At 66.2% G+C, this 22163-nt stretch carries 21 protein-coding genes; 10 read left to right on the plus strand and 11 right to left on the minus strand.

Annotated elements, in window-relative coordinates; translation table 11 throughout:
• Positions 1–20 precede the first annotated feature (20 nt).
• A complete protein-coding gene (ldcA, locus tag VQ065_RS14345; RefSeq protein ID WP_003087961.1) occupies positions 21–2276 on the plus strand; it encodes a lysine-specific pyridoxal 5'-phosphate-dependent carboxylase LdcA in 2256 nt (751 codons plus the stop codon).
• 23 nt (positions 2277–2299) lie between these two features.
• Positions 2300–3655, plus strand: a complete 1356-nt coding sequence (locus tag VQ065_RS14350; protein WP_003087965.1) for an amino acid permease — start codon at positions 2300–2302, stop codon at positions 3653–3655.
• Here VQ065_RS14350 and nhaB read toward each other — a convergent pair.
• On the minus strand, positions 3639–5141 hold the full coding sequence (nhaB, locus tag VQ065_RS14355) for a sodium/proton antiporter NhaB (RefSeq protein ID WP_003087967.1): 1503 nt from the start codon (positions 5139–5141) through the stop codon (positions 3639–3641). The two genes, VQ065_RS14350 and nhaB, sit on opposite strands and share 17 nt — an antisense overlap.
• Positions 5142–5364: 223 nt before the next feature.
• On the opposite strand from nhaB, the gene VQ065_RS14360 reads away from it, so the two are divergent.
• The 3 genes from VQ065_RS14360 to nudC are packed head-to-tail and all read left to right on the plus strand — an operon-like array spanning position 5365 to position 8741.
• Complete coding sequence (locus VQ065_RS14360; RefSeq protein ID WP_003087972.1) at positions 5365–6177, plus strand: crotonase/enoyl-CoA hydratase family protein; 813 nt, start codon at positions 5365–5367, stop codon at positions 6175–6177.
• 39 nt (positions 6178–6216) lie between these two features.
• On the plus strand, positions 6217–7905 hold the full coding sequence (gene fimL, locus VQ065_RS14365) for a type IV pilus/biofilm regulator FimL (RefSeq protein ID WP_003087974.1): 1689 nt from the start codon (positions 6217–6219) through the stop codon (positions 7903–7905).
• Positions 7905–8741 (plus strand): NAD(+) diphosphatase, encoded by an 837-nt coding sequence (gene nudC, locus VQ065_RS14370; RefSeq protein WP_003087976.1) that lies wholly within the window; start codon positions 7905–7907, stop codon positions 8739–8741. Before fimL ends, nudC begins: the two co-directional genes overlap by 1 nt.
• Here the strand turns inward: nudC and VQ065_RS14375 are convergent.
• Positions 8709–9488: a TSUP family transporter gene (locus VQ065_RS14375; protein ID WP_003087979.1), complete on the minus strand. Its 780-nt coding sequence runs from the start codon at positions 9486–9488 to the stop codon at positions 8709–8711. The two genes, nudC and VQ065_RS14375, sit on opposite strands and share 33 nt — an antisense overlap.
• 100 nt (positions 9489–9588) lie before the next feature.
• Here VQ065_RS14375 and VQ065_RS14380 point away from each other — a divergent pair, with 100 nt between their 5' ends.
• Complete coding sequence (locus VQ065_RS14380) at positions 9589–10233, plus strand: hypothetical protein (protein ID WP_003087981.1); 645 nt, start codon at positions 9589–9591, stop codon at positions 10231–10233.
• On the opposite strand, the gene VQ065_RS14385 is transcribed toward VQ065_RS14380, so the two are convergent.
• Positions 10230–11135 carry a LysR family transcriptional regulator gene (locus VQ065_RS14385; protein WP_003087983.1) on the minus strand — a complete coding sequence of 302 codons (906 nt, stop codon included), beginning with the start codon at positions 11133–11135 and terminating at the stop codon, positions 10230–10232. The two genes, VQ065_RS14380 and VQ065_RS14385, sit on opposite strands and share 4 nt — an antisense overlap.
• A 131-nt stretch (positions 11136–11266) precedes the next feature.
• On the opposite strand from VQ065_RS14385, the gene VQ065_RS14390 reads away from it, so the two are divergent.
• Positions 11267–12028 (plus strand): SDR family NAD(P)-dependent oxidoreductase, encoded by a 762-nt coding sequence (locus tag VQ065_RS14390; RefSeq protein ID WP_003087985.1) that lies wholly within the window; start codon positions 11267–11269, stop codon positions 12026–12028.
• 160 nt (positions 12029–12188) lie between these two features.
• Here VQ065_RS14390 and VQ065_RS14395 read toward each other — a convergent pair whose 3' ends face one another.
• The 4 genes from VQ065_RS14395 to VQ065_RS14410 form a co-directional block, all read right to left on the minus strand.
• A complete protein-coding gene (locus tag VQ065_RS14395) occupies positions 12189–12956 on the minus strand; it encodes an SDR family oxidoreductase (protein WP_003087987.1) in 768 nt (255 codons plus the stop codon).
• A 24-nt stretch (positions 12957–12980) separates the two neighbouring features.
• Positions 12981–14051, minus strand: coding sequence for a phosphotransferase family protein (locus VQ065_RS14400; protein WP_003087989.1), 1071 nt, complete (start codon positions 14049–14051; stop codon positions 12981–12983).
• A 256-nt stretch (positions 14052–14307) separates the two neighbouring features.
• Entirely contained in the window at positions 14308–14622 is a 315-nt protein-coding gene (locus VQ065_RS14405) for an SCP2 sterol-binding domain-containing protein (RefSeq protein WP_003087993.1), read from the minus strand.
• A gap of 60 nt (positions 14623–14682) precedes the next feature.
• Positions 14683–15393, minus strand: a complete 711-nt coding sequence (locus VQ065_RS14410) for a histidine phosphatase family protein (RefSeq protein WP_003087996.1) — start codon at positions 15391–15393, stop codon at positions 14683–14685.
• Positions 15394–15626: 233 nt separating this feature from the next.
• Here VQ065_RS14410 and sohB point away from each other — a divergent pair, with 233 nt between their 5' ends.
• A complete protein-coding gene (sohB, locus tag VQ065_RS14415; RefSeq protein ID WP_003087997.1) occupies positions 15627–16652 on the plus strand; it encodes a protease SohB in 1026 nt (341 codons plus the stop codon).
• 58 nt (positions 16653–16710) lie between these two features.
• Positions 16711–17703, plus strand: coding sequence for a YhdH/YhfP family quinone oxidoreductase (locus tag VQ065_RS14420; RefSeq protein WP_003087998.1), 993 nt, complete (start codon positions 16711–16713; stop codon positions 17701–17703).
• Here the strand turns inward: VQ065_RS14420 and VQ065_RS14425 are convergent.
• Positions 17690–18565 carry an alpha/beta hydrolase family protein gene (locus VQ065_RS14425; protein ID WP_003087999.1) on the minus strand — a complete coding sequence of 292 codons (876 nt, stop codon included), beginning with the start codon at positions 18563–18565 and terminating at the stop codon, positions 17690–17692. The genes VQ065_RS14420 and VQ065_RS14425 overlap by 14 nt on opposite strands.
• 94 nt (positions 18566–18659) lie before the next feature.
• On the minus strand, positions 18660–19097 hold the full coding sequence (locus tag VQ065_RS14430) for a hotdog fold domain-containing protein (protein WP_003098177.1): 438 nt from the start codon (positions 19095–19097) through the stop codon (positions 18660–18662).
• Positions 19098–19219: 122 nt separating this feature from the next.
• Here VQ065_RS14430 and VQ065_RS14435 point away from each other — a divergent pair, with 122 nt between their 5' ends.
• The gene (locus tag VQ065_RS14435) at positions 19220–19801 is read left to right on the plus strand and encodes a TetR/AcrR family transcriptional regulator (RefSeq protein WP_003088002.1); all 582 of its coding nucleotides are present in this window, start codon (positions 19220–19222) and stop codon (positions 19799–19801) included.
• Between the two features lie 64 nt (positions 19802–19865).
• Here VQ065_RS14435 and VQ065_RS14440 read toward each other — a convergent pair whose 3' ends face one another.
• Together VQ065_RS14440 and VQ065_RS14445 are read right to left on the minus strand one after the other, a co-directional pair.
• Entirely contained in the window at positions 19866–20363 is a 498-nt protein-coding gene (locus tag VQ065_RS14440) for a DUF934 domain-containing protein (protein ID WP_003088003.1), read from the minus strand.
• Complete coding sequence (locus tag VQ065_RS14445) at positions 20347–22005, minus strand: nitrite/sulfite reductase (RefSeq protein WP_003088004.1); 1659 nt, start codon at positions 22003–22005, stop codon at positions 20347–20349. The genes VQ065_RS14440 and VQ065_RS14445 overlap by 17 nt, the downstream gene beginning before the upstream one ends.
• Positions 22006–22163 lie beyond the last annotated feature (158 nt).

The following is a 22163-nucleotide window of genomic DNA, read 5'->3' on the forward strand; positions in this document are numbered from 1 at the left end:
CCTGCTGCTCGGGATCAACAATGTATAAAGACCTCAAATTTCCCGTCCTCATCGTCCATCGCGACATCAAGGCCGACACCGTTGCCGGCGAACGCGTGCGGGGCATCGCCCACGAACTGGAGCAGGACGGCTTCAGCATTCTCTCCACCGCCAGCTCCGCCGAGGGGCGCATCGTCGCTTCCACCCACCACGGCCTGGCCTGCATCCTGGTCGCCGCCGAAGGTGCCGGGGAAAACCAGCGCCTGCTGCAGGATGTGGTCGAACTGATCCGCGTGGCCCGCGTGCGGGCGCCGCAATTGCCGATCTTCGCCCTCGGCGAGCAGGTGACCATCGAGAACGCGCCGGCCGAGTCCATGGCCGACCTGCACCAGTTGCGCGGCATCCTCTACCTGTTCGAAGACACCGTGCCGTTCCTCGCCCGCCAGGTCGCCCGGGCGGCGCGCAACTACCTGGCCGGGCTGCTGCCGCCATTCTTCCGTGCGCTGGTCGAGCACACCGCGCAGTCCAACTATTCCTGGCATACGCCGGGCCACGGCGGCGGTGTCGCCTATCGCAAGAGTCCGGTGGGACAGGCCTTCCACCAGTTCTTCGGGGAGAACACGCTGCGTTCCGACCTGTCGGTCTCGGTCCCCGAGCTGGGCTCGCTGCTCGACCATACCGGCCCCCTGGCCGAGGCCGAGGACCGTGCCGCGCGCAATTTCGGCGCCGACCATACCTTCTTCGTGATCAATGGCACTTCCACCGCGAACAAGATCGTCTGGCATTCCATGGTCGGTCGCGAAGACCTGGTGCTGGTGGACCGCAACTGCCACAAGTCGATCCTACACTCGATCATCATGACCGGGGCGATACCGCTCTACCTCACTCCGGAACGCAACGAACTGGGAATCATCGGGCCGATCCCGCTGAGCGAATTCAGCAAGGAGTCGATTGCCGCGAAGATCGCCGCCAGTCCGCTGGCGCGCGGTCGCGAGCCGAAGGTGAAGCTGGCGGTGGTGACCAACTCCACCTACGACGGCCTGTGCTACAACGCCGAGCTGATCAAGCAGACCCTCGGCGACAGCGTCGAAGTGTTGCACTTCGACGAGGCCTGGTACGCCTATGCCGCGTTCCACGAGTTCTACGACGGACGCTATGGCATGGGCACCTCGCGCAGCGAGGAGGGACCCCTGGTGTTCGCCACCCACTCCACGCACAAGATGCTCGCCGCCTTCAGCCAGGCCTCGATGATCCACGTGCAGGATGGCGGGACCCGGAAGCTGGACGTGGCGCGCTTCAACGAAGCCTTCATGATGCACATCTCGACCTCGCCGCAGTACGGCATCATCGCTTCGCTGGACGTGGCTTCGGCGATGATGGAAGGGCCCGCCGGGCGTTCGCTGATCCAGGAAACCTTCGACGAGGCCCTCAGCTTCCGCCGGGCCCTGGCCAACGTACGGCAGAACCTGGACCGGAACGACTGGTGGTTCGGCGTCTGGCAGCCGGAGCAGGTGGAGGGCACCGATCAGGTCGGCACCCATGACTGGGTGCTGGAGCCGAGCGCCGACTGGCACGGCTTCGGCGATATCGCCGAAGACTACGTGCTGCTCGATCCGATCAAGGTCACCCTGACCACCCCGGGCCTGAGCGCCGGCGGCAAGCTCAGCGAGCAGGGGATTCCGGCCGCCATCGTCAGCCGCTTCCTCTGGGAGCGCGGGCTGGTGGTGGAGAAAACCGGTCTCTACTCCTTCCTGGTGCTGTTCTCGATGGGCATCACCAAGGGCAAGTGGAGCACCCTGGTCACCGAACTGCTCGAATTCAAGCGCTGTTACGACGCCAACCTGCCGCTGCTCGACGTCTTGCCCTCCGTGGCCCAGGCCGGCGGCAAGCGCTACAACGGCGTGGGCCTGCGCGACCTCAGCGACGCCATGCACGCCAGCTACCGCGACAACGCCACGGCGAAGGCCATGAAGCGCATGTACACGGTGCTGCCGGAGGTCGCGATGCGGCCGTCCGAGGCCTACGACAAGCTGGTGCGCGGCGAGGTCGAGGCGGTACCGATCGCTCGGTTGGAAGGGCGCATCGCTGCCGTCATGCTGGTACCCTATCCGCCGGGTATCCCGCTGATCATGCCGGGTGAGCGCTTCACCGAGGCGACCCGCTCGATCCTCGACTATCTCGAGTTCGCGCGGACCTTCGAGCGCGCCTTCCCTGGTTTCGACTCCGATGTGCACGGCCTGCAGCATCAGGACGGACCGTCCGGGCGCTGCTATACCGTTGAATGCATAAAAGAATGAGGCCGACAGGCTAAGGGGTGTCGATGGCGGGGGGAGAGAAGGCCGGCAAGCGCGGCATGGGATTCTGGACCTGCAGCGCGCTGGTGATCGGCAACATGGTCGGTTCGGGAGTCTTCCTGCTTCCCTCCAGCCTGGCGGCGTTCGGCGGGCTCAGCCTGTTCGGCTGGCTGGTGTCGAGCACCGGCGCGGTGCTGCTGGCGCTGACCTTCGCCCGCCTGGCGCGGGTCAACCCCGGCGCCGGCGGCCCCTACGCCTATACCCGCGACGGTTTCGGCAGCTTCGCCGGCTACCTGTGCGCCTGGACCTACTGGAAAGCCGCCTGGATCGGCAACGCGGCGATCGCCGTGACCCTGGTCGGCTACCTGCGGGTGTTCATCCCGGCGCTGGCGGATCCGCTGCTGATGGTCTGCGTGGCCATCGCCGCGATCTGGCTATGCACCCTGATCAACCTGCGAGGCATCGGCACCTTCAGCGTGGTGCAGAACCTGCTGACCATCCTCAAGCTGCTGCCGTTGTTGCTGGTCGGTATCCTCGGCTGGTTCCACTTCAATCCCGAGCACCTGGCGATACCGGCGCGCAGCGAGCTGCCGAACATGGGCTATGCCCAGGCGATCGCCACCACCGCGGCGCTGACCCTGTGGTCGTTCATCGGCCTGGAGTCGGCCACCGTGCCGGCCGACGACGTCGAGGACCCGCGCCGCACCATTCCCCGTGCGACCCTGTTCGGCACGCTGGCCGCGGCGGCCCTCTACATCCTCTCGATCACTGCGGTGCAGGGCCTGATGCCGCCGGAGGTGCTGGCACGCTCCACCTCGCCGTTCGCCGACGCGGCGCGGATACTGATGGGCGACTGGGGCTACTACCTGGTGGCTGCCGGGGCGGTGATCGCCTGCCTGGGCGCGCTCAATGGCTGGGTCCTGTTGCAGGGCCAGATCCCGGTGGCTCCGGCGCGCGACGGGCTGTTCCCGGAGTCGCTCGGCCAGCTCAACAAGAACGGCGCGCCGGCCCACGGCCTGCTGGCCTCGGGGCTGCTGGTGACGGCGCTGGTGATGGTCGACGGGCATGGCGACCTGGTCGATGTGTTCAACGTGATCATCCTGCTCGGCACCATGACCGGGGTGGTCCCCTACGCGTTCTGCACCGCCGCGCTGTTGCAACTGCTGGCGGTGCGACCGGACGAGTTCTCGCCGCGTTCACGCCGGCAATTGCTGGTGATCGGCTCGCTGGGCTTCGCCTACTCGCTATGGGCGCTGTATGGCACCGGCCAGCAGGCGATCTTCTGGGGCTTCCTGGTGCTGATGGCCGGTATCCCGATGTACACCTGGCGGCAATGGCGCAACCAGGTCAACGGAGTGCCGACGCTCAAAGCCAATGACTGACCGCCCACCAGCCCAGGCCGCCCATCACCAGGGTGTAGGGTAGCGCCATCCAGACCATGCGGCCGTAGGACAGGCGCACCAGCGGGGCGATGGAGGAGGTCAGCAGGAAGAGGAACGCCGCCTGGCCGTTGGGCGTCGCTACGCTGGGCAGGTTGGTGCCGGTATTGATCGCCACCGCCAGGGTGTCGAAATGCTCGCGGCTCATGTGGCCGGCATCCAGCGCCTGTTTCACCTCGGTGATGTAGATGGTGGCGACGAATACGTTGTCGCTGATCGCCGAGAGCAGGCCGTTGGCGATGAACAGCATGCCCGGCTGGCGTTCCGCCGGCAGCGCCAGCACCGCCTGGATGATCGGGGTGAACAGGTGCTGCTGGTGGATCACCGCGACCACCGCGAAGAACACCACCAGCAGCGCAGTGAACGGCAGGGCTTCCTGGAAGGCGCGGCCGATCTGGTGTTCGTCGGTGACGCCGGTGAAGGCAGTGATCAGCACGATCACCAACAGGCCGATCAGGCCGACCTCGGCGACATGCAGGGCCAGCCCGACGATCAGTACCAGCGCCGCCAGGGCCTGCACCAGCAGCGCGGCCTTCTGCTGCGCTCCGCGTTTGCGGCTTTCGCTGGCGGCGTACTCGGCGAGCACCTGGCGCACCGCCGCCGGCAACTGGGCGCCATAGCCGAAGCGGCGGCTCTTCTCCAGCAGCACGCAGGTCAGCAGGCCGGCCGCCAGTACCGGCATGGATACCGGCGCGACCTGGCGGAAGAACTCGACGAAATGCCAGCCGGCCTCGTGGCCGATCAGCAGGTTCTGCGGTTCTCCCACCAGGGTGCAGACGCCGCCCAGTGCGGTGCCGACCGCCGCGTGCATGAGCAGGCTGCGGAGGAAGGCGCGGAATTCTTCGAGATGGGCCCGGTGCAGCTCCGGGACCTGGCGGTCGGTGGCGGGATCGTAGTCCTCGCTGGCGCGCTGCCCCGAAGCGACCCGGTGGTACACGGCGAAGAATGCCACCGCCACGCTGATCACCACGGCGGTCACGGTGAGGGCGTCGAGGAAGGCCGAGAGGAGGGCGGCCAGCAGGCAGAACAGGAGCGATAGCAGGGCCTTCGAGCGCACGCCGAGCAGCAGGCGGGAAAACAGCAGGAGCAGCAGGTCCTTCATGAAGTAGATGCCGGCGACCATGAACATCAGCAGCAGGAGCACCGGGAAGTTGTGCTGCAACTCCGCATAGAGCGCCTCGGGGGTAGCCAGGCCGAGCAACAGCGCCTCCAGCACCAGCAGGCCGCCCGGCTGCAGCGGATAGCATTTCAGCGCCATGGCCAGGGTGAAGATGAACTCGCCGACCAGCACCCAGGCGCTTGTCACCGGCCCGGCCAGCCATAGCAGCAGGGGATTGAGCAAGAGGAAGGCGAGCACCGTCAGCTTGTACCAGCGCGGCGAATGCCCGAGGAAGTTCTGTGCGAAAGCCTGGCTCAGGGGACTGCTCACGATGGACTCCACGGCAAGGAAAAGACTGAAAATGCCAGCAGGACTTTCGTTGGATCAAGCGTTTAGCGCAATCATCGAAGAGATTGCGGTATCAATGGGCGTGCCGTGCATCACATAGTGCAGCATCGACATTTGGCTCGCCCTTGTTATAGTTGCGGGATTTTCCGCACAACAAAAATCTCTGCGTTCTGACAGCGCAGTTGCTCTGCCGAGGACTATCGCCGTGACCGAGTACAACGCATTCCGTGTGGAGCTGGCAGACAAGATCGCCCACGTCCAGATCAACCGTCCGGACAAGATCAATGCCATGAACCAGGACTTCTGGCGCGAGATCATCGAGATCTTCCGCTGGGTCGACGATACCGACGAAGTGCGGGTGGTCGTGCTGTCCGGGGCGGGCAAGCATTTTTCCTCGGGGATCGACCTGATGCTGCTGGCCCAGGTCGGCAGCCAACTGGGCAAGGACGTCGGCCGCAACGCCGACGCCCTGCGTCGCAAGATTCTCGAGCTGCAGGCCTCGTTCAACGCGGTCGACAACTGCCGCAAGCCGGTGCTCGCGGCGATCCAGGGCTACTGCCTGGGCGGCGCCATCGACCTGGTCTCGGCCTGCGACATGCGCTACTCGACCGCCGACGCGCAGTTCTCGATCAAGGAGATCGACATCGGCATGGCCGCCGACGTCGGCACCCTGCAGCGCCTGCCGCGGATCATCGGCGATGGCATGATGCGCGAGCTGGCCTACACCGGGCGCATGGTCGACGGCGAAGAGGCACGGAGCATCGGCCTGGTCAATCGTACCTACGCGGACCAGGCCGCATTGATGGATGGGGTCTTCGAACTGGCGCGGCAGATCGCCGCGAAGTCGCCGATCGCCATCCGGGGTACCAAGGAAATGATCCGCTATATGCGCGACCACCGGGTCGACGACGGCCTCGAGTACGTCGCTACCTGGAACGCCGCCATGCTCCAGTCCGCCGACCTGCGGGTGGCGATGGCCGCGCATATGGCCAAGCAGAAGCCGGAATTCGCTGATTGATGCCGTTGTATATTCTTGCGCGGGAGGCGCACTAGGCCGATGGTCACAGGAGCCACGTCCCTCAGTCTGGTGCGCGACGAGTTGTTCGCCACCATGGAACAGGCCGAACAGGGTCTTGAGCAGTTCATTGCCGAGCGGCAGAACGGCAGCCTGCTGCAGCACGCCGTCGAATGCCTGCAACAGATCCGCGGCACCCTCAACCTGATCGAGCTGGCCGGCGCCGAGCTGCTGGCCCAGGAAGCCCTGCAGCTGGCGACCGACATTCCCACCGGCGTCAGCGAGGAGCGCGACGGCCAGCTGGCAGCCCTGGGCAACGCCCTGTACGTGCTGCGCCGCTACCTGGAGAACGTCGAGGCCAATCGCCAGGAGATCCCCGAGTTGCTCTTGCCGGCGATCAACGAAGTGCGCTGTGCCGCAGGGCAGCCGGCGCTGCCGGAAAGCTTCTTCTTCAGCGCCCGCCTGGATATCCCGCGGCCGCCGAGCACTGCCATCGACCACCTGCCTTCCGAAGCCGAACTGGGCGAGGAAAGCCGGCGGATGCGCCACATGTACCAGATCGGCCTGCTCGGCCTGATCCGCGAACAGAACCTCTATCCCAGCCTCAAGCTGATGGGTCGCGCGCTGGCGCGCCTCGACAGCCTGCACGGCGGGGTGGCCCGTTCGCGGTTGTGCTGGATCGGCGCCGCGGCGATCGAGTCGATCGTCGATGGCCAACTGTTGCCGCGCAAGTCGCGCAAGCAATTGTTCTCGCGCATCGACCGCGAGCTCAAGCAATTGCTGATCGGCCCGGCCTATGAGGCGCCGCGCCATCTGCTCAAGGAACTGCTCTACCTGGTGGCGCTGTCCGACGGCCAGGGCCCGCGTTCGCGCGAGGTCCGCGAACTGCATGGGCTGGCGCCGCTGCCGTTCACCGACCACCTGCTGGAAGAGGAATCGCAGCGCCTGTCCGGCCCCGGCCAGTCGGTGATGCGTTCGCTGTCCACGGCGATCCGCGAGGAACTCGCCGGGGTCAAGGACATGCTCGACCTGATCGAGCGCGGCGTGGCCCAGCCGGACAGCCTGACCAACCTGCATGCGCAACTGGGCAAGCTGAGCAAGACCCTCGGCATGGTCGGCCTGAACTCGGCCGGCACCGCCCTGCAGACCCAGCTACCCACCGTGGCCGCCTGGGCTGCCAGCGGTGTCGCCGATTCGCCGCCGGCGTTGCTGCGCCTGGCCGATGCGGTGCTCTACGTGGAAAGCATGGTCGGCAACCTCGAGCGCGGCGAGCGCCGCATCACCCGGCCGACTCCGGCGGAGCCCGGGCAGGAAGCCGATGCGTTCGCCGTGCACCAGTTGGCCGAGGCGCGCATCGTGGTGATCGAGGAGGCCAAGGCCGGCCTGGCCCTGGCCAAGCGTGCGATCACCGCGTACCTGGAATCCAATGGCGACAAGCTCAACCTGGCCAACGTCCCGGCCAGCCTGCAGGCGGTCCGGGGCGGTCTCTGGTTCCTCGGTCAGGAGCGCGCCGCGCTGCTGGTCGGCGGCTGCGCCGACTACATCCAGCAGCGCATGATCGAGACCGCGCAGATGCCTTCGGAACAGATGCTGGAAACCCTCGCCGACGCCCTGACCAGTCTCGAATACTATCTCGAGGGCGGTGCCGTGCTGCGTCCGCAGGGCCAGCCGGATGTCCTCGACCTGGCCAGCGCCAGCGTCAAGGCGCTCGGACTGCCGGTGGCCGCCTGATGGTCGGCGAGTCCCGCTGGCAGGCAGGTCGGCCGGCTACCGCCCAGGTCGGCGGCTGGGTGCTCGCGCACTGTCAGCAGCGCTTCCTCCAGGACGATAACGGCCTGCTGTTCCCCCGCGAATGGCTGAAGCGCCAGGAACTCCCGCTGCTCGCCGAACATGGGGTCGGCCATTGGCAGGGCGAGCCGGTCTACGTGCTGGAACTGGACGAGCCGATCGAGCTGCCGGGCATGGCCTGGGCGCCGTTGCGGCAGTTCATGCTGCACGGCGATTTCGATCAGTTCTGCATGCTCGGCTATGCCAGCCAGATCGGCATCTGGGCACGTCACAACCGGTTCTGCGGCAACTGCGGCACACGCATGCAGGCGCAGGACCACGAGCGGGTGATGCAGTGTCCGCAGTGCGGGCTGCACCAGTACCCGCGCCTGTCGCCGAGCATGATCGTCCTGGTGACCCGGGGCGACGAGGTGTTGCTGGCGCGTTCGCCGCGCTTCGTGCCGGGGGTCTACAGTACCCTGGCCGGCTTCGTCGAGGCCGGCGAGTCGGTGGAGCAGTGCGTGGTCCGCGAGGTGCGCGAAGAGGTCGGGGTGGAGGTCGCCAATCTCGAATACATCGGCAGCCAGAACTGGCCGTTCCCGCATTCGCTGATGCTCGGTTTCCACGCCGAGTACGTGTCCGGCGAGATCGTCCCGCAGGAAGACGAGATCGAGGACGCCCAGTGGTTCTCCCTCGATGCCTTGCCGCCGCTACCGGCGCAGCGCTCGATCGCCCGGCACTTGATCGACCTGTACCTGGCGCGCCGCTCAGGCGCCGCTGAACCAGTGCTGCCAGGCTAGCCGCGCGGTCAGCGCCAGGACCACCAGGATGAACACCGGGCGAATGAACTTCGCCCCACCGCCGATGGCGGTGCGCGCGCCGAAATAGGCGCCGACCATCAGCGACGCACCCATGCACAGGCCGAGCAACCAGATCACCTGGCCGGAGGCGACGAACACCGCCAGCGCCACTATGTTGCTGACGAAGTTCATGCTCCGCGCCACACCGCTGGCGCGGACCAGGTCCAGCGGGTACATGAGCAGCGAGCTGACGGTCCAGAACGCTCCGGTGCCCGGTCCCGCCACGCCGTCGTAGAAGCCCAGGGCGAGGCCCTGCGGCCACTGGCGCTTGCGTCCGACCGGCGCATCGGCGTCCAGCGGCGCCTTCGGCGTGCCGCCGAAGAGCATGTAGAGGCCGCAGGTGAATACCACCACCGGGAGCATCCGGTTCAGCCACTCGGCGGGCAGCAGGTGAGCCGCCCAGGCGCCTATGGCGGCGCCGATCGCGGTGGCGAGCAGAGCGTTGCGCCACTTCCCGGGATGGAACAGCTTGCGCCGGTAGAAGGTGTAGCTGGCGGTCGCCGCACCGAAGGTCGAGCTCAGCTTGTTGGTACCCAGCGCCAGGTGCGGCGGGACCCCGGCGGTGAGCAGCGCAGGGATGGTCAACAGGCCGCCGCCGCCGGCGATGGCGTCGATGAAGCCGGCGAGAAAGGCCACCACGGCCAGGATGATCAGGGTGCTGGGGTCTATCGCGAGTTCGAAAGGCATGAAAAACCGGACCTGCTTCCAATCGGGAAACGGCCTCGCTGGCCGTCGGGAGGAGGGGTGCGCATAATGCCCGCAATTTCACGCAGAAGGAATCGCTTGCATGCAGTACGACGGTCTGGCCTGGGCATTCGCGTTACTGGCCTTGCTGGCCGCCCTGGTTGCGGTGCGCATCCTCTTCGAACGCACCTGGTTCCTCGGCTGGCTGCGCGGCACCTGCGGCTTGGCCTTCGTCGCCGTGGCGGCGCTGCTGCTGGTGCTCGCCTGGGACCTGCGCAGCTATTCGCTGCTCAAGCCCGAGCAGCCGATGGCCACCCTGAGCTTCCAGGCCGAAGGGCCGCAGCGCTACCGGGTGCTGATCCAGGAGGGCGCCAACGAGCGCAGCGTGGTGCTGGACGGCGAACTCTGGCAACTGGACGCGCGGATTTTCCGCTGGAAGGGGCTGGCCGCGTTGATCGGTCTGGCGCCGGGCTATCGCCTCGACGCGCTCAGCGGCCGCTTCCTGGCCCTCGAACAGCAGTCCCGGGGCCGCCGCCTGGGCTTGTCGCAGAGTCCGCTGGGGGTCGATCTCTGGCGCTGGCTGCGGGCCGGCGAGCACGACCTGTTCCTGTTCGAGCCGCTGGCGGGGCGGGTGACTTTCCTGCCGATGGCGGACAAGGCGGTGTTCGCGGTGAACTACGGCGTCGCCGGGCTGCTTGCCGAGCCGATGAACCTGGCGGCCGAGGAGGCGCTCAGGGACTGGCGCTAGGCCATGCGAAAAGCCGGGGCGGCGGCGATCGTCTGGGCGGTTTCGCGAAAGCGTTCGATGAGGTCCGACGGCGTGCGGTAGGCCAACGCCAGCCGGTAGGGAATTCGCGCCCGCCGCCCTTGCAGGGGACGAAAGGTGACCCCCGGCGGGCGCAACGGTTGTAGCAGCGAAGGCACTAGCGCGACGCCGATGCCGCCGGCCACCAGCCCGGCGATGGTCTGCATCTGCCGCGCCTCCTGCACTACCTCCGGGACGAAGCCGGCTGCCGCGCAGGCGGCGACGATCAGGTCGTGCATGCCCGGCCCATAGTGCCTTGGGAACAGCAGCCAGGGTTCTCCGGCCAGTTGTTCCAGGCGCAGGCGTGCATGGCGTGCCAGCCGATGCCCTTCGGGCAATGCCACGCGCATGTCGCCGTCCACCAGTAGATGTGTGTACAGGCCGGGCTGGCAGTCGACCGGCAGAACGATCAGGCCGGCATCGATGCGGTCTTCGCGCAACGCCTCCAGTTGCCCTGCGGTGGTGTCTTCCTGGAGCTGGAAGTCCAGCGCGCCATGCTGTTGGCGGAACGCCTGGAGTATGCGCGGTAGCAGAATATTGATGGTGCTGTCGACGAACGCCAGGCGCAACGTTCTGCGTCCGCTGGCGGCGCTGCGCGCGGCCGCCAGGGTGCGTTCGGCCTGGGTCAGGGTGCGCCGGGCTTCGTCGAGGAACGCGCGGCCCGCCGGCGTCAGGCGGTGGATACGGTTGTCACGCTCCAGCAGGCTGGCGCCGACTTCTTCTTCCAGCCGCCGGATCGCGGTGGTCAGCGGTGGCTGGGCCATGTGCAGGCGCTCAGCGGCGCGGCGGAAGCTCAGCTCCTCGGCAACCGCGACGAACTGGCGGAACTGGCGCAAGTCGGCCATTGCGATATCTCCCGGATATGGTGAGTTAAGAAAGACAGTATTGGATATATCGCGGCGAATCCGTCGAGAATCTATCCGTACGCTCGCTCTGGCCAGACGAGGCGTTCCATCCATTACAGAGGAAGCCCGTCATGCACACTCATTCTCCAATCCCCCGTACCGCCCTGGTCACCGGCGGCTCGTCGGGCATCGGCCTGGCCATCGCCCGGCGCCTTCGGCAACAGGGTTATCGGATCGCCCTGGTGGCCCGTGATTCCCAGCGCCTGCAATGCGCCGCCGCCGAGTTGGGCGGCGTGCCCTGGATGGCCGCCGATCTTTCCCGCCGCGAAGCTGTCGAGGCGGTGGCCGCCTGGGTTGGCGACACCTTCCAGGGGCTCGACGTGCTGGTGAACAACGCCGGGTTCACCCGAAAGATCGCCGCCACCACTCCGCTGGCTGAGGCCGAGCGGGAATGGGATGCGCTGCTGGACGGCAACCTGAAAAGCGCGTTCCTCATGTCGCTGGCGGTGTTGCCGCATTTCGCGGAAGAGGGCGGGCGGATCATCCATATCGGATCGATCGCTGCGCAGACCGGTAGCGGCAGTCCCGGTGCGCTGGGCTATGCGGCAGCCAAGGCCGGCCTGCATGGCTTCGGCGTGGCCCTGGCGCGGGAACTCGGTTCGCGCGGGATCACGGTGAACAGCGTGGCGCCGGGTTACATCGCCGACACCCGGTTCTTTCCCGGCGGCCTCGATCCGCAACGGGTCGCCGCCATCGTCGGCGAGACCCCGCTGGGCAGGACCGGCCGGGTCGAGGACATCGCCGCGGCGGTGGCCTGGCTGGCCTCGCCCGAGGCGGGGTTCGTCACCGGAACGGTGGTGTCGGTGAACGGTGGCTGGCGGGTCGGCAACTGAAGTGGAGGCGGCGGGTAACACCTATGGGGGTACTCGTCCGGCTACCCGAGAACGCAGGTGAATAGCCGTGGGGCGCCTGTCCCGCGCTGGTGCGAGGCATTGGCAATCCTGAAATGAAAAGAGGGAGCCCTGGCTCCCTCTTCGCGCGTTCGCCGTTCCGTCAGGAAAGGAAGCCGCCGTCGACGTTCAGCGCCACGCCGGTGGTGTAGCTGGACGCTTCGCTAGCCAGGTAGAGCACGGCGCCTGCCATTTCGCTCGGCTCGGCCACGCGCTTGAGCGGGATGCGCTGCAGGGCGAGGTTGCGGATCGCGTCGTTCTTCACCAGCGCCGAAGCGAACTTGGTGTCGGTCAACCCTGGCAGGAGGGCGTTGCAGCGGATGCCGAACTGCGCGCATTCCTTGGCGAAGACCTTGGTCATGCTGATCACGGCGGCCTTGGTCACCGAGTAGATGCCCTGGAACTCGCCGGGCGATACGCCGTTGATCGAGGCCACGTTGATGATGCTGCCGCCGCCGTGTTCCTTCATCAGCTTGCCGCCCTCGATGGACATGAAGTAGTAGCCGCGGATGTTGACGTCGACGGTCTTCTGGAAGGCGCCGAGGTCGGTTTCCAGTACGTTGCAGAACTGCGGGTTGGTGGCGGCGTTGTTGACCAGGATGTCGAGGCGGCCGAACTGCTCGCGGATCTGTGCGAAGACGTTCTGGATCTGCTCCATCTCGCCGATGTGGCAGGCGATCGCGGTGGCCTTGCCGCCCTCCGCGGTGATCGCGTCGGCGACCGCCTGGCAGCCATCGATCTTGCGGCTCGAGACGATCACGTGAGCGCCTTGCTGGGCCAGCAGCTTGGCTATCGCCTCGCCGATGCCGCGGCTGGCGCCGGAAACGAAGGCGATCTTGCCGTCGAGGTCGAACAGGTGGGTCTTGGACATGGGCTATCCCCTTGTAGTGGTCGGTTACAGGCGGGAGCGCTCGATGGCCTGCAGGCTCATCTGCTCCAGCAGCTTGTTCATCTGCACGAACTGGGCGAAACGCTTGTCCTGGGTCTGCCCGTGGTAGTAGCGGTAGTAGATCTGCTGGACGATGCCGGCAAGACGGAACAGGCCATAGGTGTAGTAGAAGTCCAGGTTGTCGATCGGTGGGATCCCGGCTCGCTCGGCGTAGTAGTCGGCGAACTCCCGGCGGGTCAGCATGCCCGGCAGGTGGCTGGGCTGGCGGCGGGTCAGCTGCACCGGAGCCGGGTCGCCGGCTTCCACCCAGTAGGCGAGGGTATTGCCGAGGTCCATCAGCGGATCGCCGAGGGTGGCCAGTTCCCAGTCCAGCACGCCGATGATCTGCATCGGGTTGTCCGGGTCGAGGATCACGTTGTCGAAGCGGTAGTCGTTGTGCACGATGCCCGGCTTGTGGTGATCGGCCGGCTGCTTGTCCTTGAGCCAGGCCTTGACCGGTTCCCAGAGCGGCGCGTCGGGGGTCAGGGCCTTCTCGTAGCGGTCGGTCCAGCCGGCGATCTGGCGCTGCACGTAGCCGTCCGGGCGGCCCAGGTCGGCCAGTCCGCAGGCGGCGTAGTCGACGTTGTGCAGTTCGACGAACTTGTCGATGAAGCTCTTGCACAGGCTGCGGGTCTGTTGTTCGTCGAGATTCAGCTCAGGCGGCAGTTCGGCGCGCAGGATGATGCCCTTGACCCGTTCCATGACGTAGAACTCGGCGCCGATCACCGACTCGTCGGTGCAGTAGAGGTAGGCTTTCGGGCAGTAGGGGAAGCCTGCGTTCAACTGGTTCAGGATGCGGTATTCGCGGCCCATGTCGTGGGCCGACTTGGCCTTGTGGCCGAATGGCGGGCGACGCAGGACGAACTCCTGGCGCGGATACTCGATCAGGTAGGTCAGGTTGGACGCGCCACCGGGGAACTGGCTGATCTTCGGGGTGCCTTCGAGGCCGGGGATATGGGCTTTCAGGTACGGGTCGATGACGGCGGCGTCGAGTTCTTCGCCGGCGCGGATGCGAGTGGATTGGTCGGTCAGCGACATGGGGTTCCCTTCTCGTGGTGCCACGGCGGAGCCGCGGGAGCCGGTGCGCGCATCAGGCTGCGCAATGATGGTGGCCGGCGATAATTGGCTAATCTAATGCCCTGTCCCGGCCCTCACAAGCCGCCGCCGGGCGTTATGGGCAAGCGTGTTGCCGCTCCATCACGGTCCCTGATCGTCGGCCTGGAGGAATGCCGGACGAAAAAAACCGGAGCCGCGAGGGACTCCGGTTTTCCTTCTGGCATGGCGCCGGAAACGGTCAGACCGGGAACAGTTCGCCCAGCTTCATCGCCAGCATCATGTCGCCTTCGGCGCGCAGCTTGCCGGCCATGAAGGCCTGCATGCCGTCGGTCTCGCCGCTGGTGATGCCCTTCAGGGTTTCGCTGTCCATGATCAGGGTGACATTGGGGTTCTCGGCGTCGCCCTGTACCACTTCGCAGGTACCGTCCTTGACGACCAGGTAGTGGTTGTCGCCGTCTTCGATGTTGAACTGGAACACCAGATCCAGGCCGGCGGCCGCGCTGGCGTTGAACTTGCTTTTCATGGTGGAGACGATGTCAGCAACGGTGGTCATGGGTTCTATTCCTTTCTTCTAGGGTTTTTTCGGCGACCGGAACGGTCGCGGTAGGCCGGCTCATCGATAGGTGATGAGTTCCGGCGCCTTCAACAGTTCCAGGTGCACGTGACTGTTGAAGGAAGCCAGGGACACTTCCTCGCCGCGGAATTTCAGGCGAGTCAGCGAGGTATTGACGATCTGCCAGTTCAGCTCGAAGGCCTTGAGCGGCGGAACGCCGACGATCAGTTGGAGCAGGGCGGTGATGGTACCGCCGGAGGTGAACACGGCGACCCTGTCCTTGCCGCTGGCCTGCGCCAGCAGACGACGAAGACCGTCATGGACCTTATCGAGGAATTCCTGCCAGCTTTCCAGCCCATCTTTCTCATGGTTGCCGGAAACCCAGCGCGCGATGATGGTGGAGAACAGGCGCTGGAACTCGGCCCGATGCTCGGCCGCATGGCGAAGGATGTGCAGGGCTTCCGGCTGCTCCTCGAGCAGGTCCGGCAGGTGCGCGCGGATCACCGCGTCGGCTTCGAATTCGTTGAACGCCGGATCGACTTCCAGCTCCGGCGTGGCCAGCCCGGAGGACTCCAGGCGTTCGAGGGCGGCGCGGGCGGTGTGCTGCTGGCGGCGCAAGCCGCCGCTGAGGACGCGGTCGAAACGGACGCCGAGGTTCAGCAGGTGGTCGCCGAGGATTTCCGCCTGGCGGATGCCGGTCGGCGACAGCACGTCGTAGTCGTCGGCACCGAACGACGCCTGGCCATGTCGAATCAGGTAGATGCTGCCCACGGGCGGACCTCGGCGGGTGAAAGTTCCGCGAGGGTATGAGGATCACCCAGGGCTGTCAACGAAAAAACATACGCTTGTTTGAATGTCATTCGCTGCCTTTATCGGCTGCTCCGGGCGCGCCCTGCAAAGGCTCTCCAGGCAGTGGCATCGCTGGCCGCCCGTCGGTGGCCTGGGTATGCTTGCGCAATCGTGTCGCCCGTAGACGGGTGCGTCAACAGTAGAGAGGGGGTTGTGTGGAGTTCATTGCCGAATATGCGGGCTTTCTGGCCAGGACCGTGACCGTGCTGGCGGCGATCATCGTGGTGCTGGTGGTGATCGTCGCCCTGCGCGGCCGCGGCCGGCGCGGCGCAGGCGGGCACCTCGACGTGCAGAAACTCAACGATTTCTACAAGGACCTGCGCGAGCGGGTCCGCCACAGCGTCCTCGACAAGGCCAGCCTCAAGGCCTTGCGCAAGGAGGAGAGCAAGGCGGCGAAGCAGGCGAAGAAACATCCTGAACAGAAGTCGCGGGTCTACGTGCTCGATTTCGACGGCGACATCAAGGCCTCGGCTACCGAGCAACTGCGCCACGAAGTGACTGCGGTGCTGAGCATGGCGGGCAAGGACGACGAGGTGGTGCTGCGCCTGGAAAGCGGCGGTGGCATGGTCCATGGCTATGGCCTGGCGGCCTCGCAACTGGCGCGCATCCGCCAGGCCGGCGTGCCGCTGACCGTGTGCGTCGACAAGGTGGCGGCCAGCGGCGGCTACATGATGGCCTGCATCGGCGATCGGATCCTTTCCGCGCCCTTCGCCATCCTCGGCTCGATCGGCGTGGTGGCGCAGTTGCCCAACGTCCACCGGCTGTTGAAGAAGCACGATATTGACTTCGAGGTGCTTACCGCCGGCGAATACAAGCGTACGCTGACGGTATTCGGCGAGAACACCGAGAAGGGCCGGGAAAAGTTCCAGGAGGACCTGGAGGTGACCCACGAACTGTTCAAGAACTTCGTGGCCCACTACCGGCCGCAACTGAACATGGACGAGATCGCCACCGGCGAGGTCTGGCTGGGCCAGGCCGCACTGGGCAAGCTGCTGGTGGACGAACTCAAGACCAGCGACGAGTACCTGGCCGAGCAGGCCAGGGAGCGCGATGTCTACCAGGTGCAATTCGTCGAGCGCAAGAGCCTGCAGGAACGCGTCGGCCTGGCCGCCAGCGTGGTTATCGACCGCGTGCTGGTGACCTGGTGGGGGCGGCTCAACCAGCAGAAGTTCTGGCAATAGGCCGGCGCCGACAGGGACGAACACGCTGTCTTCAGGGTTTTCACGAGAGGAGGTCGAAATGGCTGTATTCAAGGCGTTGTGGGTGACGGAAGCGCCCCACGGCGTTTACGAAACGCAGGTGGTCGAGCGCGATACCGGCGACCTGCCGGCGGGCGACGTACTGATCCGCGTGCAGTATTCCTCGCTGAACTACAAGGATGCGCTGTCCGCCAGCGGCAACCGCGGGGTGACCCGCAAGTACCCGCATACCCCCGGCATCGATGCCGCCGGTGTGGTCGCCGAGTCCTCGGTGGCCGAGTTCGCGGCCGGTGACGAGGTGATCGTCACCGGCTACGACCTGGGCATGAACACCGCCGGCGGTTTCGGCCAGTACATCCGCGTGCCCGCGGCCTGGGTGATCAAGCGCCCGCAAGGCCTGAGCCTGCGCGAGGCGATGATCCTCGGCACCGCCGGCCTGACCGCGGCGCTCTGCGTCGAAAAGCTGGAGCGCAGCGGCCTGCGCCCCGACCATGGCTCGGTGCTGGTCACCGGCGCCAGCGGCGGGGTCGGCAGTATCGCCGTGGAACTGCTGGCCAAGCTCGGCTACACCGTGGCGGCCGCCACCGGCAAGCTGGAGCAGGCCGAGTTCCTCAACCGCCTGGGGGCCAAGCAGATCCTCGATCGCGCCACCGTGGCCGATGGCGTCGACAAGCCGTTGCTCAAGGAACAGTGGGCCGGCGCGGTGGACACCGTCGGCGGCGACATCCTCTTCAACGTGGTCAAGTCGTTGCAGTACGGCGGCAGCGTCGCCTGCTGCGGCCTGACCGCCGGCGCCGGCTTCAAGGCCTCGGTGCTGCCGTTCATCCTGCGCGGGGTCAACCTGCTCGGGGTGGACTCGGTGGAGCTGCCGCTGGTGGTCAAGGCATCCATGTGGGACAAGCTGTCGCTGCAATGGAAGCTCGACAACCTCGAAGAGGTGGCGCGCGAGATCGCCCTCGAAGAGCTGCCGGGGGCGATCAACCAGATCCTCGCCGGCAAGCTGGTCGGCCGGGTGCTGGTCAACCTCGGCTGAGGGCGTTGCCGGAGCCCAGCTCCGGCAACAGGTAGCCCGCCCATAGCGATTCGGCGAACTGCGGCCGGAAGAAGCCGAAATGGCCGATGTGGCGGGCGCCGATTTCCTCGGGAGCGATGCGCCAGGCGGTTTTCGGCGCTTCGCGGTAGAAGCCCAGCAGCGACTCGATGCTGCGTCGGGACATCATTTCATCGTCGGTGAACGACAGCGACACGATGGGCGTGCGTACGGCGGAGAAGGCGCGGCGGATAGCCTCGCCATCCGCGAGGGCGTACTGCGGATGCAGGCACCAGCGTCGCCATTGTTCGATCACCCCGCGCGGCAGGTCGCCGACCATGCCCAGGCGGCGCCCGGGAAAATAGCCGAGCAGCGGCGTCAGCAGGGGCGCGACGAGGTACCAGAACAACCAGACCTTGTTGCGCAACCGCGGGCTGTTTTCCTTCCAGTAGCCACTGCCGCTGGCGATGCTGAAGACCCTCTCGATACGCTCGCGCCCTTCGACGAAGGGCAGGATCTGGCCGCCCAGGCTATGGCCGATCCAGTACAGGGGCTTGCTCCCGCTCTCGGCGAGCGCGGCGGCGAGCATGGCGCTGCAGTCATGACGGGCCCAACCCAGCACATCGACCTCGAGACCGCGCAGCGAGCCGTTGCGCGATTGCCCCATGCCCAGGTAGTCGAAGGTGATGGCCAGGTAGCCGCGCTCTGCCAGCCAGGCGGCGAAGGGCGCGTAGAACCGCTGTTCCACGCCCATCGCCGGGACGATCAGGAGATAGCCGCGCGGCTCCCCGGCAGGCCGGTACCAATGGCTGGCCAGTGGATGGCCGTTGCCGTTATCGATGAGGCGTGGTTGCGGAGGGTTCATGCCGGTCTCCGTGGTCTGTTCGCGGCTTCGAGAATAGGGCTGGTCGCCAGGGCGCCTCCAGCCGGCCGAAAGCACGGCCGGGGCGCCCTGGCGGTCAGGCCTGGCTGACGTACATGGTGATCTCGGCGCGGAATACCGGCTTGTCGTCGACATAGGCGACCACCGGCACCACCAGGTTGCCGGTGGCTTGCCAGTCGATCTGGCTGCCGTCGGCCACTGCGCGCACGTCGCCAGTGGCCTTGGCCAGGTACTCGACGGTCATGCCGCGCGGAATCCAGCGATGGCCGGCGGGAATCGAGGCGTCGGTCATGGTCCCGGCGGCCAGTTCGGCGGCATTGCACAGGGCGATGGCATGCACCGTGCCGATATGGTTCAGCACCTCGCGGCGCTTGGGGAAGGTGACTTCGGCATAGCCGGGACGCAGTTCGACGAACTGCGGGGCGATGCTGGCGAAATAGGGTGCGAACTGGCCGATCATGGCGCTGAACTGAGCCGGGCCGACCTGCTGGTACATCTGCATCATCTGACTCATGGAAAACTCCGGGCGTTTCAGGATTGAAGATGTGTGCGCACCGGGGCAGTATACGAAGGTTAGAAATTTATTCTAGAAAAATATTCTAGTCAGCGTTTCGACGATTATCGACAAGGACCGACATGGGCCGTTCTTCCCGCAAAGACGAGATTCTCCAGGCCGCCCTGGCCTGCTTCAGCGAGCATGGCGTAGACGCCACCACCATCGAGATGATCCGCGACCGTTCCGGAGCGAGCATCGGCAGCCTCTACCACCATTTCGGCAACAAGGAACGCATCCATGGCGAACTGTACCTGGCCGGGATCGGCCAGTACGCGGCGTTGCTCGAAGCCGGCTTCGCCAGGGCGCGCAGCGCCGAGGAAATGGTCAGGTTGCTGGTCACCAGCTATATCGACTGGGTCGTGGCGAATCCCGACTGGGCACGCTTCATCCTGCACAGCCGCGGGCGAGTGGAGGCGGGGGAGTTGGGCGAGCGCCTGCGGGCCGACAACCAGGCGCACTTCGCGCGGATCCATGCGGCGCTGGCGGGATATCGGGCCGAGGGCCTGTTCCGCGAGATGCCGGACGACTGCTTTGCTTCGGTGGTGATCGGCCCGGCCCACGACCTTGCCCGCCAGTGGCTGGCCGGGCGAACCCGGGTGGCGTTGGCCGACTGTCGCGAACTGCTGGCGCAGGTGGCCTGGGACAGCGTGCGGGCGGCCTGAGGCGTCCGTGGCCTCGGGAACGAAAAAGCCCCGCGGCTGCGGGGCTTTTCCGTCAGGGCGGGGGTCAGCCGCGGCGGCGGAACAGCGGTAGAGGCTGCTCCACCGAGGTCTGGTAGACCTCGCTGAAGTCGTCCAGGCTGGCCAGGGCGTCTTCCGGGCTGCGGTCGGCACGGATGGCATAGGCGTCGAAGCCGCAGCGGCGCATGAAGAACAACTGGTCGCGCAGCACGTCGCCGATCGCGCGGATCTCGCCCTTGTAGCCGTAGCGCTCGCGCAGCAGGCGCGCGCTGCTGAAGCCGCGGCCATCGGTAAAGGCGGGGAAGTTCACCGCGATCACCTGGAACCTGTCGAGGTCGCCGGCGATGCTTTCCGGCTCCTCGTCCGCGTCCAGCCAGACCCCCAGGCCGCCGTCGCGGCCGCGCAGGGCCGGGCCGTGCTCGAGCCACAGGGCCAGCGGGATGATCACGTCGTCGCTGTTGGGTACGCTTTCCAGGGTCGCGTCCTTGGGCAGCAAGTGCCAGCGGTCGTCGACCACCTGGCGGTCCTTAATGATTCGCTGCATATACGCGCTCCTTGAACGGGTCGATACCGATACGGCGGAAGGTGTCGATGAAGGGTTCTTCCTCGGTCCGGCGTTCCACGTAGACCTGGATGATCTTGTCGATCACGTCGGCCATCTGCTCCTGGGCGAAGGACGGGCCGAGGATCTGCCCGAGGCTGGCGTCGCGCGCCGAGCTGCCGCCGAGGGAGACCTGGTAGAACTCCGCGCCTTTCTTGTCGACCCCGAGGATGCCGATGTGGCCGACATGGTGATGGCCGCAGGCGTTCATGCAACCGGAGATGTTCAGGTCGATGTCGCCGATGTCGAATAGATAGTCGAGATTGTCGAAGCGGCGCTGGATGGCTTCGGCGATCGGGATCGACTTGGCGTTGGCCAGGGAGCAGAAGTCGCCGCCCGGGCAGCAGATGATGTCGGTCAGCAGGCCGACGTTGGGGGTGGCGAAGCCCAGTTCGCGGAGTTCGCCCCAGAGGGCGAAGAGTTCGCCCTGCTCGACGTCGGCGAGGATGATGTTCTGGTTATGGCTGTTGCGTACCTCGCCGAAGCTGTAGCGGTCGGCGAGATCGGCGATGGCGTCCAGTTGCTTGTCGGTGACGTCTCCCGGCGCGGTGCCGGTGGGCTTCAGCGAGAGCGTCACGGCGACGTAGCCGGGCTTCTTGTGGGCGAAGGTGTTGCGTGCGCGCCAGCGGGCGAAGCCGGGGTGCTCCGCGTCGAGCCGGGCGAGGGATTCATCGAGGTCGTCGAGGGCCTTGTAGGCCGGATCGACGAAATGCGCGGCGACGCGCTGGACTTCCGCCTCGGTGAGGGTGCTCGGTCCGTCCTTGAGGTTGGCCCATTCGGCCTCGACGCGTTCGGCGAAGACTTCCGGGGTCAGCGCCTTGACCAGGATCTTGATCCGCGCCTTGTACTTGTTGTCGCGCCGGCCATAGCGGTTGTAGACGCGCAGGATGGCATCCAGGTAGCCGAGCAGGTGCTGCCAGGGCAGGAATTCATTGATGAAGCTGCCGACGATCGGGGTCCGGCCCAGGCCGCCGCCGACCGAGACGCGGAAGCCGAGCTGGCCGGCCTCGTTCTTCACCGCCTCCAGGCCGATGTCGTGCACCTCGATGGCGGCACGGTCGCTCACCGCGCCGTTCACCGCGATCTTGAACTTGCGCGGCAGGTGGGCGAACTCGGGGTGGAAGGTCGACCATTGGCGGATGATCTCGCACCAGGGGCGCGGGTCCACCAGTTCGTCGCGGGCGACGCCGGCGAACTGGTCGGTGGTGGTGTTGCGGATGCAGTTGCCGCTGGTCTGGATCGCGTGCATCTGCACGGTGGCCAGTTCGGCGAGGATTTCCGGCACGTCTTCCAGCTCCGGCCAGTTGAACTGCACGTTCTGCCGGGTGCTGATGTGGGCGTAGCCCTTGTCGTAGTCGCGGGCGATCTGCGCCAGCTTGCGCAGTTGGCGCGAGGAGAGCAGGCCATAGGGAACGGCGATGCGCAGCATCGGGGCATAGCGCTGGATGTAGAGACCGTTCTGCAGGCGCAGCGGGCGGAACTCCTCACCGGTCAATTCACCCGCCAGGTAACGGCGGGTCTGGTCGCGGAACTGCTTGACGCGGTCCTCGACGATCCGTTGGTCGTACTCGTCGTATACGTACATGAATATTCCTGCTGTCAGGCTATGCGGCTTACTGCGTTAACCAGCGCGCACGGCTACGCGCTCCACGCGGAGTGGGCGCACGATACCAGTTCATATTTATGCGTAAAAGTGATGTTTGAGTATATGGTAAGAACCAAAAAGACTAAGTCGCCAGGCAA

Source organism: Pseudomonas sp. KBN10P06128 (genome assembly GCF_037574945.1).
Taxonomy (GTDB): Bacteria; Pseudomonadota; Gammaproteobacteria; order Pseudomonadales; family Pseudomonadaceae; genus Pseudomonas; species Pseudomonas aeruginosa.